General features: G+C 61.2%; 12 protein-coding genes. 7 read left to right on the forward strand and 5 right to left on the reverse strand.

Annotated features, from left to right (window positions below):
• The first annotated feature begins 25 nt into the window (after positions 1-25).
• The 7 genes from menD to H7R56_RS08035 all read left to right on the forward strand — a co-directional run bounded on the left by menD (position 26) and on the right by H7R56_RS08035 (position 7728).
• Complete coding sequence (menD, locus tag H7R56_RS08005; RefSeq protein ID WP_106924338.1) at positions 26-1696, forward strand: 2-succinyl-5-enolpyruvyl-6-hydroxy-3-cyclohexene-1-carboxylic-acid synthase; 1671 nt, start codon at positions 26-28, stop codon at positions 1694-1696.
• Positions 1693-2460 (forward strand): 2-succinyl-6-hydroxy-2,4-cyclohexadiene-1-carboxylate synthase, encoded by a 768-nt coding sequence (menH, locus tag H7R56_RS08010; RefSeq protein ID WP_106924339.1) that lies wholly within the window; start codon positions 1693-1695, stop codon positions 2458-2460. The genes menD and menH overlap by 4 nt, the downstream gene beginning before the upstream one ends.
• A gap of 8 nt (positions 2461-2468) precedes the next feature.
• Complete coding sequence (gene menB, locus H7R56_RS08015; RefSeq protein ID WP_106924340.1) at positions 2469-3326, forward strand: 1,4-dihydroxy-2-naphthoyl-CoA synthase; 858 nt, start codon at positions 2469-2471, stop codon at positions 3324-3326.
• Entirely contained in the window at positions 3326-4291 is a 966-nt protein-coding gene (gene menC / locus H7R56_RS08020; protein WP_106924341.1) for an o-succinylbenzoate synthase, read from the forward strand. The genes menB and menC overlap by 1 nt, the downstream gene beginning before the upstream one ends.
• Positions 4288-5649 carry an o-succinylbenzoate--CoA ligase gene (menE, locus tag H7R56_RS08025; protein ID WP_106924342.1) on the forward strand — a complete coding sequence of 454 codons (1362 nt, stop codon included), beginning with the start codon at positions 4288-4290 and terminating at the stop codon, positions 5647-5649. Before menC ends, menE begins: the two co-directional genes overlap by 4 nt.
• 174 nt (positions 5650-5823) lie before the next feature.
• A complete protein-coding gene (locus H7R56_RS08030; RefSeq protein ID WP_106924343.1) occupies positions 5824-6366 on the forward strand; it encodes a YfaZ family outer membrane protein in 543 nt (180 codons plus the stop codon).
• A 165-nt stretch (positions 6367-6531) separates the two neighbouring features.
• A complete protein-coding gene (locus tag H7R56_RS08035) occupies positions 6532-7728 on the forward strand; it encodes a nicotinamide mononucleotide deamidase-related protein YfaY (RefSeq protein ID WP_106924344.1) in 1197 nt (398 codons plus the stop codon).
• Positions 7729-7792: 64 nt separating this feature from the next.
• On the opposite strand, the gene glpC is transcribed toward H7R56_RS08035, so the two are convergent.
• From glpC to nrdB, 5 genes are all read right to left on the reverse strand, one after another.
• Entirely contained in the window at positions 7793-8989 is a 1197-nt protein-coding gene (glpC, locus tag H7R56_RS08040) for an anaerobic glycerol-3-phosphate dehydrogenase subunit GlpC (RefSeq protein ID WP_106924345.1), read from the reverse strand.
• Complete coding sequence (gene glpB / locus H7R56_RS08045; protein ID WP_106924346.1) at positions 8986-10245, reverse strand: glycerol-3-phosphate dehydrogenase subunit GlpB; 1260 nt, start codon at positions 10243-10245, stop codon at positions 8986-8988. Before glpB ends, glpC begins: the two co-directional genes overlap by 4 nt.
• Positions 10235-11863 (reverse strand): anaerobic glycerol-3-phosphate dehydrogenase subunit A, encoded by a 1629-nt coding sequence (glpA, locus tag H7R56_RS08050; protein ID WP_106924347.1) that lies wholly within the window; start codon positions 11861-11863, stop codon positions 10235-10237. Before glpA ends, glpB begins: the two co-directional genes overlap by 11 nt.
• A 218-nt stretch (positions 11864-12081) precedes the next feature.
• A complete protein-coding gene (yfaE, locus tag H7R56_RS08055; RefSeq protein ID WP_106924348.1) occupies positions 12082-12336 on the reverse strand; it encodes a class I ribonucleotide reductase maintenance protein YfaE in 255 nt (84 codons plus the stop codon).
• Between the two features lies 1 nt (position 12337).
• Positions 12338-13468: a class Ia ribonucleoside-diphosphate reductase subunit beta gene (gene nrdB, locus H7R56_RS08060; protein WP_106924349.1), complete on the reverse strand. Its 1131-nt coding sequence runs from the start codon at positions 13466-13468 to the stop codon at positions 12338-12340.
• Positions 13469-13612: the final 144 nt, after the last annotated feature.

Genomic DNA, 13612 nt, shown 5'->3' on the forward strand with positions numbered 1-13612 from the left:
GCAATCTTTGATACCGGACAATTTCATGTCAGTAAGCGCATTTAACCGACGCTGGGCGGCGGTGATTCTGGAAGCATTAACCCGTCACGGCGTGCGGCACGTTTGCATCGCGCCCGGGTCACGTTCAACACCGCTCACCCTGGCGGCGGCGGAAAACCGCGCCTTTATCCATCATACCCATTTCGATGAACGCGGCCTTGGGCACCTGGCGCTGGGGCTGGCGAAGGTGAGCCGAGCGCCGGTCGCGGTGATCGTCACCTCGGGGACTGCCGTGGCGAACCTCTATCCGGCGCTCATTGAAGCGGGCCTGACCGGTGAAAAAATTATTCTGCTGACCGCCGACCGCCCGCCGGAGCTGATTGACTGCGGCGCAAATCAGGCTATTCGCCAGCCGGGGATGTTTGCCTCACACCCGTCGCATACCGTTTCGCTGCCGCGCCCGAGTCAGGACATCCCTGCTCGCTGGCTGGTATCGGTGGTTGACGATGCGCTGGGAGCGCTACACGCCGGCGGCGTGCATATTAACTGCCCGTTTGCCGAGCCGCTGTACGGCGACATGGATGAAACCGGCCTTGCCTGGCAGCAGGCGCTGGGAAACTGGTGGCAGGGGGAAAAACCCTGGCTGCGCGAGGCGCTGCATCAGGAAAGCGCGGCCCAGCGCGACTGGTTCTTCTGGCGACAGAAGCGCGGTGTGGTGGTGGCCGGGCGCATGAGCGCCGAAGAAGGCAAGCAGGTGGCCGAGTGGGCGAAAACCCTGGGCTGGCCGCTGATTGGCGACGTGCTGTCGCAAACCGGGCAGCCGCTGCCCTGCGCCGATCTCTGGCTGGGCAACCCGGCGGCGGTGAACGAGCTGCGTCAGGCGCAGATCGTGGTGCAAATCGGCAGCAGCCTGACCGGTAAACGCGTACTGCAATGGCAGCTTGCCTGCGAGCCGGATGAGTACTGGCTGGTGGACTCGCTTACGGGCCGTCTGGATCCGGCGCACCATCGCGGGCGTCGTCTGGTATGCAACATTGAGCGCTGGCTGGAACAGCATCCGGCGGAAAAACGCGCGCCGTGGGCCACCGTGATTCCTGCTATCTCCGCGCAGGCCTGGCAGACGGTTGCCGCGCACGGCGACCGCTTCGGCGAGGCGCAGCTGGCGCACCGTATTCATCGTTATCTTCCGCAACAGGGGCAGCTGTTTGTCGGCAACAGTCTCGTGGTGCGCCTGATTGACGCTTTAGGCCAGCTGCCCGCGGGGTACCCGGTCTACAGCAATCGCGGCGCCAGCGGTATCGATGGGCTGATTTCCACGGCTGCGGGCGTGCAGCGAGCCAGCGCGCGGCCAACGCTGGCGATCGTCGGCGATCTTTCCGCGTTGTACGATCTTAACGGTCTGGCGCTGCTGCGCCAGGTCTCGGCGCCGATGGTACTGATTGTGGTGAACAACAACGGCGGGCAGATTTTCTCCCTGCTCCCCACGCCAGTGGAAGAGCGCGAGCGCTTTTACGCTATGCCGCAGAACGTTCATTTTGAACACGCGGCGAAAATGTTTGGTCTGAACTACCATCAGCCGCAGAGCTGGAGTGAGCTGGAGTCGGCGCTCGGCGCGGCCTGGCGCGCACCGGCGACGACGGTGATTGAACTGGTGGTGAACGACACCGACGGGGCACAAACGCTACAGCAGCTGCTGGCGCAGGTGAGCCAACTATGATCCTCCATGCCGTCGCCGAGCGTGGCGACCCCGCGCAGCCGTGGCTGGTCTTTTTGCACGGTTTTTCTGGCGATCGCCACGAATGGCGTCCTGTGGGTGAGCGCTTCAGCGCGCTAAACCGCCTGTATATTGACCTTCCCGGACACGGCGGCTCGGACAATGTGCAGATAGGCGGCTTCGCTGACATGGACAAATGGCTCACGGCAACGCTGCTGAGTTACAACATACTCAACTACTGGCTGGTAGGGTACTCGCTGGGCGGCCGGGTGGCGATGCACTATGCCTGCTGTTCGCACCCGACAGGCCTGGCAGGCGTCATCGTCGAAGGCGGTCATCCCGGGCTCGCCGATGATGCCGAGCGCGCCGAACGCTGGAAAAACGACCAGCGGTGGGCGAAACGCTTTGCCCAGCAGCCGCTGGCGACGGTGTTTAACGCCTGGTATCAGCAGCCGGTGTTTGCCAGCCTGACCGCCGTACAGCGCGACGCTCTGGTGGCGCTGCGACAAGAAAACAACGGCGTGGCGCTGGCGGCAATGCTGCTGGCCACCTCGCTGGCGGTGCAGGACGATTTGCGGCCTGCGCTGCAAACCTGCGCTTTCCCATTCCACTTTCTTTGTGGCGAACGCGATCGTAAGTTTCGTGCTATTGCCGAATCGCTTGCGCGGCCTTGCCATATTATTCGTGATGCCGGACACAACGCACACCGGGAAAATCCCGCGGACGTGGCGGCGTGTCTGGCGCAGATTTTGCCTGCTAACTTATAGGACTCGCTATGATTTATCCTGATGAAGCTATGCTGTACGCCCCGGCCGAATGGCACGACTGTTCCGAAGGTTTTACCGACATTCGCTATCAAAAATCCGCTGACGGCATTGCCAAAATCACCATTAACCGCCCGCAGGTACGCAACGCGTTTCGCCCGCTGACGGTGAAAGAGATGATCCAGGCGCTGGCCGATGCGCGCTATGACGACAATATTGGCGTGATTATCTTAACCGGCGAAGGCGATAAAGCTTTCTGTGCCGGCGGTGACCAGAAGGTGCGCGGCGACTACGGCGGCTACCAGGACGACAGCGGCGTACATCACCTGAACGTGCTCGACTTCCAGCGCCAGATCCGCACCTGCCCGAAACCGGTTGTGGCGATGGTGGCGGGTTACTCCATCGGCGGCGGCCATGTGCTGCACATGATGTGCGACCTGACCATTGCGGCCGATAACGCCATCTTCGGCCAGACCGGCCCGAAAGTCGGTTCCTTTGACGGCGGCTGGGGCGCTTCTTACATGGCGCGTATCGTGGGTCAGAAAAAAGCGCGTGAAATCTGGTTCCTGTGCCGCCAGTACGACGCCAAAGCGGCGCTGGATATGGGCCTGGTGAACACCGTGGTACCGCTGGCGGATCTGGAAAAAGAAACCGTTCGCTGGTGTCGCGAAATGCTGCAAAACAGCCCGATGGCGCTGCGCTGCCTGAAAGCCGCGTTGAATGCCGACTGTGACGGTCAGGCGGGTCTGCAGGAGCTGGCGGGCAACGCCACTATGCTGTTCTATATGACCGAAGAAGGTCAGGAAGGTCGTAACGCCTTCAACCAGAAACGCCAGCCTGACTTCAGCAAATTTAAACGGAACCCGTAATGCGTCGCGCCCAGGTTTACCGCTGGCAGATCCCGATGGACGCGGGCGTGGTTCTGCGCGAGCGGCGGCTGAAAACCCGCGACGGGCTGTTCGTCTACCTGCGTGACGGCGAGCGTGACGGCTGGGGCGAAGTGTCCCCGCTGCCGGGCTTCAGCCACGAAACGCTGGACGACGCGCAGTCGGCGCTGCTGGCCTGGACAAACGCGTGGCGTCAGGATGACGCCGCGCCGCTGCCTGAGATGCCCTCCGTGGCGTTTGGTATCAGTTGCGCACTGGCCGAAATCAACGATGAACTGCCGCAGGAAGCGGATTTTCGCGCCGCGCCGCTGTGTACCGGCGACCCTGATGAACTGGTGCTCAAGCTTGCTGAGATGCCTGGTGAGAAAGTCGCCAAAGTGAAAGTGGGTCTGTACGAAGCGGTTCGCGATGGCATGGTGGTGAATCTGCTGCTGGAAGCCATTCCGGAGCTGACGCTGCGTCTTGACGCCAATCGCGCCTGGACGCCGCTGAAGGCGCAGCAGTTCGCTAAATACGTTGACCCGGCGCATCGCGCGCGCATCGCTTTTCTTGAAGAGCCGTGTAAAACCCGCGAGGATTCGCGCGCCTTTGCGCAGGAAACCGGCATCGCCATTGCCTGGGATGAAAGCCTGCGCGAGGCGGATTTTCGCTTTGAAGCCGAGCCGGGGCTGCGGGCGGTGGTGATTAAACCGACGCTGACCGGCAGCCTGGCGCGGGTGAAAGCGCAGGTGGCGGCCGCCCATGCGCTGGGCCTGACGGCGGTTATCAGCTCTTCGCTGGAGTCCAGCCTTGGCCTCACGCAGCTGGCGCGTATCGCGGCCTGGCTGACGCCGCAGACCGTACCGGGTCTCGATACGCTGGATTTGATGCAGACCCAGCTGATTCGCTGCTGGCCGCACAGCGCGCTGCCGTGCGGTGCGATTGAGGATATGGAGCCGCTGCTGTGACCTTCACAAACTGGCCGTGGCGTCACTGGTGCGCGCAGCGCGGCGCGGCGGCGGCGCTGCGTTTTGATGACGAGACGCTGAGCTGGTCCACGCTGTGCCAGCGCGTTGACTCGCTGGCCGCCGGTTTGCAGGCACAGGGTGTCAGGGCAGGGGACGGCGTGGCGCTGTGCGCCCGCAACCATCCTCAGGCGGTGCTGGCCTGGCTGGCGCTGCTCCAGTGCGGCGCCCGCATTTTACCGCTCAACCCGCGTCTGCCCGCGTCTCTGGTCAGTGAACTGCTGCCGGGGCTGACCCTCAGCCATGTGCTTAATCTCGACGGCGAGGCGCACTACGATTTGCCTGTGCTGCGGCTGCGTAGCGCGCGCCAGTACCACGATGTTGGCTGGCAGGCTGAACGGCTGGCCTCCATGACGCTGACCTCCGGCTCGACCGGGCTGCCAAAAGCGGCGGTTCACCGCTGCGCCGCGCATCTGGCGAGTGCGGAAGGCGTGCTGAGCCTGATGCCGTTTAGCGAAGGCGATTGCTGGCTGCTGTCGCTGCCGTTGTTCCACGTGTCCGGGCAGGGGATCTTCTGGCGCTGGCTGTTTGCCGGTGCGCAGATGGCGGTGAGTGAACGCCCGCTGGCCGATGCGCTGTCAGGCTGCACGCATGCTTCTCTGGTGCCTACGCAGCTGTGGCGGCTGTTTAACGACCGGCAGCCGCTCTCGCTCAAGGCGGTGTTATTAGGCGGCGCGGCGATTCCTGCGGCGTTGACGGAACAGGCAGCCGCTCGGGGGATCCGCACCTTCTGCGGCTACGGCCTGACCGAGTTTGCGTCGACCGTTTGTGCCCGCGAGGCCAACGGCGGCGATGACGTGGGTACGCCGCTGCCCGGCCGCGAGATGCGGCTGGTTGAGGGCGAAATCTGGCTCCGTGCGACCAGCATGGCGGCGGGCTACTGGCGTGACGGTGCGCTCGTGCCGCTGGTTAATGCCGAGGGGTGGTTCGCGACTCGCGACCGCGGTGAGCTGCATGATGGCCGCCTGCGGGTAATAGGACGGCTGGATAACCTGTTTTTCAGCGGCGGTGAAGGTGTTCAGCCGGAAGCGGTTGAGCGCGTTATTGCCCAGCACCCAGCGGTCAATCAGGTGTTTATCGTGCCGGTGGACGACGCCGAGTTTGGCCAGCGTCCGGTGGCGGTAGTGGACGGTGAAGCCGCGCTGGACTTGCCTGCGCTGGCCGCATGGGCCAAAGATAAACTGGCCGGTTTTCAGCAGCCCTGCCGCTGGCTACGGCTGCCCGAAACGATGAAAGGGAGCGGGATAAAAGTTTCTCGTCATCAGCTCAGTCTCTGGGTTGCCGCGAAGTTTGCCGCATAAATCATATCCTGTGTTTATTTTGTTAATTTAATTCATTATTTTTGCGGATGTATGAGTCGTAATTCGTTACAATCGCGGCGATTATTGCCTATTTCGTAGATTGAAACCGCGGTTTAACGCAGTACAATTCAGCGGTTTGTGGGATTTATTTTTGCTTTGCGTGAAAGGATGAAGATGAAAAAGAGCGTGTTATTGAGTCTGGCGGGGCTGATGTTTGTCTCTGCGTCAGCGAGTGCTATCAGTATTAGCGGCCAGGCGGGTAAAGAATATACCAACCTGGGTTTTGGCATGGGCACCGAAACGTCGGGCCTGGCGTTAACCGGTAACTGGACGCACAACGATGACGACGGTGATGTCGCCGGTTTGGGCCTGGGGCTGAATATCCCGCTGGGTCCGTTCCTGGCAACCGTGGGCGGTAAAGGTATTTACACCGATCCGAAAGCGGGCGATTCCGGCTATGCGGCAGCGGTGGGCGGCGGCCTGCAGTGGAAAATCGGCGACAGCCTGCGTCTGTTCGGCGAGTACTATTATTCTCCGGACTCGCTGTCCAGCGGTATCGACAGCTATACCGAAGCGAACGCCGGCGCGCGATACACCCTGATGCGCCCGATCAGCATCGAAGCAGGCTATCGCTACCTGAACCTTGCCGGCAAAGACGGCAACCGCGACAACGCCGTGGCCGATGGCCCGTACGTCGGCGTAAGCGCAGCGTTCTGATCCTCCCCGGCGCAGCGGCTACCGCTGCGCCCCTTTTTTCCCTCTTAAATCCTCCGTTTGCGTGATTCACTTCTCCCCCTTCAGGTCAAAACGCAGGCGCGTTTTGTGATGTAACTCGAATGATTTTGTGTATAGTTAATCGTCCTCTTTTTAATGGAGAAAGTGATGATAACGGTTGAGATGCTGTCCACCGGTGACGAAGTCTTATCGGGACAGATCGTCGATACGAATGCGGCCTGGCTGGCTGATTTTTGTTTCCAGCAGGGTATTCCGCTGTCCCGCCGCAATACCGTAGGCGATAACCTGGATGATCTGGTGGCGATTCTGCGCGAACGCAGCACGCAGGCTGATATTCTCATCGTGAACGGTGGTCTGGGGCCGACCAGCGACGATCTCAGCGCGCTGGCGGCGGCGACCGCCAAAGGGGAATCGCTGGTTATGCATGAAGAGTGGCTGGCGTTTATGGAGCGATTTTTCAGCGAGCGCGGCCGCGTGATGGCACCCAGCAACCGCAAGCAGGCGGAAATCCCGGCCAGCGCGGAGCTGATTGATAACCCGGTGGGCACCGCCTGCGGCTTCGCCGTGAAGCTCAACCGCTGTCTTATGTTCTTCACGCCGGGCGTGCCGTCGGAATTTAAAGTCATGGTGGAACGTGAAATTCTGCCGCGCATCCGCCAGCGTTACCCGGTTGGTGAGCCGCCGGTGTGTCTACGACTCACCACCTTTGGCCGCTCGGAAAGCGACCTCGCCCAAAGTTTGCAGCATCTTGATTTGCCGCCGGGCGTGACGATGGGCTACCGCTCTTCCATGCCGATTATTGAACTGAAGCTGACCGGCCCGTCGGAGCATCGCGAGGCGATGCTGGCACTGTGGCCAGAGGTACAGAAAGTGGCCGGGGAAAGCCTGATTTTTGAAGGTACCGAGGGGCTGCCCGCGCAGTTGGCCCGCGTGCTGAAAGAAAAACAGCTGAGCCTGACGCTGAGCGAGCAGTTCACCAGCGGGCTGATTGCGCTACAGCTCTCCCGCGCCGATGCGCCGCTGCTGGCCAGTGAAGTGGTGCCGCCGCAGGATGAAACCCTGGCGCAGACCGCGCGCTGGGCCGCCGAGCGCCGCGTTAATCACTTTGCCGGGCTGGCTCTGGCGGTCAGCGGACTGGAGAGCGAGCACATTAATTTTGCGCTCTCGACGGCGGAAGGCACCCACGCGCTGCAGGTGAAGTTCAGCAATACGCGACACGGTTTAGCGATACGCCAGGAAGTGTGCGCCATGATGGCGCTGAACATGCTGCGCCGCTGGCTGCACGGCAAACCGGTTGCCAGCGAGCACGGCTGGATTAACGTCGTCGATTCGCTGGTACTCTAGACGTCGGATGCGGAATGCAGGCCGGGTAAGCGCAGCGCCACCCGGCACATCGCGGGCACCAGGCTCAATCACGCGAAATCGCCTGCGCCAGCAGGGTGATGGGATGTTCACAGCGCTTGCTGGTGGACATCTCAATCTGCCATTTGCAGGTTTCGCAATCCGTCACCACCAGATCGGCGCCGCTGGCTTCAATTTGTGCGAACAGCGGCGCGCCTATCGCCTGTGAGGTAGGGTAGTTCTCACTTTTGAAGCCGTAGGTTCCGGCGATGCCGCAGCATTGCGATTCGAGAACCTGCAGCTCCAGACCCGGGATACGGCGCAGCAGTTCCAGCGTATACAGCGACCAGCCCATTTTCTCCATGTGGCACGGCGTGTGATACACCACCTTAAGCGGCAGCGGCTTTAATGCCAGCGCGGCGCCCTCGTCCAATTTTCGCCATAGCCAGCGCGTTGCGAGCTCAATGCTCTCACGGAGCCCGTGGTTATCGACATTTAACAGATGCGGATACTCATCGCGCAGCGTAAAGGTGCAGGTCGACGAGGTCGCTAACACCGGCAGTTGCTTGTCTTCAATGGCTTCGCGTAGCGACGCCACGTTGCTTTGCGCCTGTTGCCGCGCTTTGTCGAAGAAGCCGTTAGCAATCAGCGGCACCCCGCAGCATTTCTCTTTGCTTAATAGCTGCACGCCTACGCCCATGGCGTTGAGAACGGTAATCAGATCGAGCCCCAGCTGCGGGTGGTTGTAGTTAACGTAGCAGCCGTGAAAAAATGCCACCTGCTCGGCGAACTGCGTCTGCCGTTCGGCAATGTGCCGGTAGCGACGGCGAAAGGTGCCGAAGGCGTATTTAGGCAGGCTGCGGCGGTGGTCGATTTTCAGCGCGGTGTCCAGCAGCTGACGTACCGGTTTGAGGCCGGTGGCGGCGTTAACCAGCGGCGCAAACGGCGTCGACAGGCTGCCCATCAGATCGGTATGGCTGAGGATTGCGTCACGCACTCCCGGCTTTTGCTGACCGTAGTCGGCGCGGGCGTGCTGAATAATATCGCCGATTTTCACGTCGGAAGGGCAGGCCACTTCACAGCGCTTGCAGTTAATACAGTATTTCAGCGCGTCGTCGTAGAGGCGGCTGTCTTTGCGCCGCAGCCGTTCGCCGTCCGGCCCGGCCTGTTTTGGCCCGGGGTAGCGTGGGTTGACGCGGCTCACCGGGCAGACGGTGGTGCAGACGGTACATTTGATGCAGTTTTCAAAGCTGTTCTGGCTCATGGTTGGCCTCCCACCGCCGCGATAATCCGCTCCGCAGCGTGCAGGGCGGTGGCCGCGCAGACGCCGCCGCCGCACCCTTGGGCAATAGGATCATAGCCGCCCAGAACGGAACCGATGGCAAACAGATTAGTAAAGGTGACGCCACGTTGCGCCGGGCGCAGGGCGTCATCCACGATGACGCCGGACTGTTGCCACGGCTGCGGCGCGAAGAAATTATCGTGATACCACGCCGCGCGCGGCGTGGGTTGCTGGATATCCAGCCCCAAAATCGATTCGCGGATACCCTCGCGCCCGGCGATCAGCCCGTTGCTGAAAAAGCTGCCGCTGGCCAGTACGGCGTAGCGTGGGCGCAGCGGAATATCGCCGTGGTTACGCGTCCAGACGGCGTCAACGTTACCGTCAGCGTGGCTGACGCGCACGACTTCATCCCCCGCCATCCAGATACCGCCAAGGCTGACGAACTGCCGCTGTAGTGCGGCGTGCAAACGCATACCGGGCACCGAAGGCGGCAGCGTAGGCAGTAAAAATAGCGGGCAGGGCAGGCTGGCGTTAAGCCAGTCGAATAGCGCGGTATCGCGCAGGCCAAAAACGGCGGGAAGCAGCAAGGCATCGTGCCCCTCGCACAGCGGCAGCAGCGCCTGATACAGCGTCTGCCAGTGTGCTTTTTCGTCCAGCACCCTGGCGATATTGGCGGCGCGAAACTCGGTTGGGTTATCGCGCAGCACGTCCAGCTCGGGGAGATCGATTTCGGCGGTATCAGCCGTCAGCCCCTGTTGCTGCAAAGAGGCCGCCGCGAGGTGCGGCTGGAAATCGAGAAAACCGCTGATGCCGACCACGCGAATGGCGCCGGTAGGCAGCGGTGTGACGGGAATATCCGGCGGGCTGAGCCAGGCATCACGCAGGGTGCCAAGCGGCGTTACGCGCTGGTGCGTTTGCGTGCTGGAGCCCTGCATATTCAGACCACAGGAAGCCAGCAGCGTTTGCGCATGTTGCGCATAGCGCAGCACGTTATCGGCACCGAGAAGCGCATAAGGGTGTTGCGGTGATGCCTCGGCGAGCGCGATAAGGCCGCTGACGGGATCGTCTACGCGCTGGCCATCGGGCAGGGCGCCGAGCAGATCCAGCGACCCGGAGGAGAAATGCAGCGCGCTCTGGCCGCGGCTGACAATGACACAGCGTAGCCCTGCTTGCTGTAGCCGTAGCCCGCACAGCAGTCCGGCGAGCCCGCCGCCGATGATAACGCTATCAAATCTCATGGTTGTCCTCCTTGTCCAGGCCACACAGACCCTGGTACACCCAGCGCGTGAGTTCGCTTTCGCGCAGCGCATCGCCCCAGGCAATCGGCTGGACGCCTTTCCAGCGCTCGTTAAGAAAGTCAGAAAGCTGCGCCAGCGACTGGGCGGCGGTGGTCACCTGATAACGGTGCAGCAGGCCGCTCGCCCGACAGGCGCACAGTTCTCCCTGGCAGGTCCCCATGCCGACGCGCGTACGGCGACGCAGATCCAGCAGATTATTAACCGCCAGATTTTCCACCGCGTACTGCACTTCACCGGCGGTGACGGCTTCGCATTCGCACACCACGCTGCGGTGCAGGCGGCTGTTGCCGAGCCACTCCGGGGTACGGTCGCCGTGCCGATAGACCGCAGAACCGCGGAGCGGCGCGGGCAGGGAGATCATGCGCTGCAGCGTTTTCTCGGCGGTCTCCTGAGAACCGGGCAGCGGCGTGTCGGCGGTTGAGCAGGGGCGGCTGTGGCGCAATTTTCGGCAGACGGCGTCGGTGGCCCACTCCGCCATCAGGCGATAGGTCATCAGCTTGCCGCCGGTAATGGTGATAAAGCCTTCCAGCCCATCGCGCTCAGCGTGGTCCAGCAGGACAATGCCGCGGCTGACGTTGCGCCCGCTGGGATCGTTGTCGCTCGCCACCAGCGGCCGTACGCCGCAGTAGGCGCGGAGAATGCGCGTATGTGCCATACGGGGCGCCAGCTTCTCGCCTTCTCGCAGCAGAATGTCAACCTCATCAGGTGTGACCCGGCAGCGATCGATATCACGATAGTCAATGTGTGTGGAGGTCGTGCCAATCAGTGAGATGGTATCGCCGGGCACCAGAATATCGGCGTCGGCGGGAGGGCGGCAGCGGTTGATAACGTGCTGGTTGAGGCGGTTTTCGAAAATCAGCAGCGAGCCTTTGGCTGGAAACATGCGGATGCGTAAATCGGCATATTCGGCGATGCGCTGGCCCCAGATCCCGGCGGCGTTGACCACCACGGGCGCGCGCAGCTCACGTTGTTCGGCGGTGGTGCGATCGACCAGCTTGACGCCCTCTACCCGGTCGCCGCGACGGATAAGCCCCGTGACTTCGTGAGCGGTCAGGATGGTTGCGCCGTGTTCACGCGCATCAAGCATGTTGGCGGCGGTGAGGCGGAACGGATCGACGGTGCCGTCCGGCACGCGCACCGCCCCGGTCAGCGCCGGGTTAACCGAGGGTTCCATGCGCCTGGCGAGCTGCGGGTCGATGGCTTCAGCCTGAATACCGGCGGCCAGACAGGCCTCGATAAAGGGACGTTGATAGTGCAGATCGTCTTCCGGCAGCGTGATGAACAGGCCGCTGGTGGGCTCAATGCAGTGGCGGGCAATCCGGCGCAGGATCTGGTTTTCGCTGATGCATTCGCGCGCCGACTCGCCGTCGGTCACCGCGTAGCGCGCGCCGCTGTGCAGCAGACCGTGATTGCGTCCAGTGGCGCCGGTGGCGATATCAAAACGCTCTACCAGCGCCGCCTTCAGCCCGCGCAGGGCACAGTCGCGGGCGATCCCGGCGCCGGTGGCGCCGCCGCCGATGATAATAACGTCGAATTCAGATACAGAGGCGCTGTCCATAGTGTGTCCTCAATGTTCGTTTTCATTACATTAAGTCACATCATTATGGAGAATTGTTTGATATCGAACATATTCGCGCGTTAATCGAAAACAGAATCGCGCATTTTGGGGTCTGAGTCGACTTCTGCCGGCTGGGCGCGCGGCGGCGTGTTGGCGCAGAAAAGAAAAAGCGCCGTTTATCGGCGCCATTAGCGAAGAGGTATGTCGTGCACTAACCGTTACATCTCGATTTCAATATCGCCTTTTGCCCGGCAGCAGCAGGGCAAAATTTCATCCGGCTGGATAAAGGCCAGCGGCTCGGTCAGCCAGTCAACCTGGCCCGATACCAGCCGCGTGCGGCAGGAGCCGCAGTAGCCTTCACGGCACTGATATTCCACCTCAACGTTGTGGGACTCCAGCGCCGCCAGTAGGGACGGATGTTCATCCTGGCACAGCAGACGCGTGCCGGTGATGCGCAGAAAAACCCGGCTCATCTTACAGCTGGAAGTTGCTGAGATCGTCGGTATCAACTTCCGAGTCAATCTGACCGACCAGGTATGAGCTGACTTCCACTTCCTGCGGTGCTACCTGTACGTTATCAGAGACCAGCCAGGTGTTGATCCACGGGATCGGGTTGGAGCGGGTCTGGAACGGTAGATCCAGGCCGACCGCCTGCATACGGATGTTGGTAATGTATTCAACATACTGGCACAGAATGTCTTTGTTCAGGCCAATCATCGAGCCGTCGCGGAACAGGTAGTCTGCCCACTCTTTTTCCTGCTGAGCGGCCTGAACGAACAGGTCGTAGCATTCTTGCTTGCACTCTTCAGCAATCTCCGCCATCTCCGGGTCATCGGTGCCGCTGCGCAGCAGGTTCAGCATGTGCTGGGTACCGGTCAGGTGCAGGGCTTCATCGCGCGCGATCAGGCGGATGATTTTGGCGTTGCCTTCCATCAGTTCGCGCTCGGCGAAAGCGAAAGAGCAGGCGAAGCTGACGTAGAAGCGGATGGCTTCAAGCGCGTTCACGCTCATCAGGCAGATGTAGAGTTTCTTTTTCAGCTCGCGCAGGTTCACGGTCACGGTTTTGCCGTTGACGCTGTGGGTGCCTTCGCCCAGCAGATGCCAGTAGCTGGTCATTTCGATCAGCTCGTCATAGTAGCTGGAAATGCCTTCTGCGCGTTTCTGAATCTGTTCGTTGGTGACGATGTCATCAAACACAATCGCCGGATCGTTGACGATGTTGCGGATAATGTGGGTGTAAGATCGCGAGTGGATGGTTTCAGAAAACGCCCACGTTTCCACCCAGGTTTCCAGCTCAGGAATGGAAATCAGCGGCAGCAGCGCCACGTTCGGGCTACGGCCCTGAATGGAGTCCAGCAGGGTCTGATACTTCAGGTTGCTGATGAAAATGTGCTTTTCGTGTTCCGGCAGCGCCTGGTAGTCGATGCGATCGCGGGACACGTCCACTTCTTCCGGACGCCAGAAGAAGGAGAGCTGTTTTTCAATCAGCTTTTCGAAGATGTCATATTTCTGCTGGTCGTAGCGTGCCACGTTGACCGGCTGGCCAAAGAACATCGGCTCTTTGAGCTGATCGTTTTTCGTCTGTGAAAAAGTGGTGTATGCCATTGATGTCAATCCTGTCTGGAGAGTAATGCCGGATGGCGGTTACTTACCTGCTTACAATATCATCGCAAAAAAATCCGTACACCGAATAAGGTTTTCGTCGGTACGGAAATCAAAGGCCGGGTCAGCGTATCGCTGCCCGGCAAT

It is taken from the genome of Klebsiella sp. WP3-W18-ESBL-02, from assembly GCF_014168815.1.
GTDB classification, from domain to species: Bacteria; Pseudomonadota; Gammaproteobacteria; order Enterobacterales; family Enterobacteriaceae; genus Kluyvera; species Kluyvera ascorbata_B.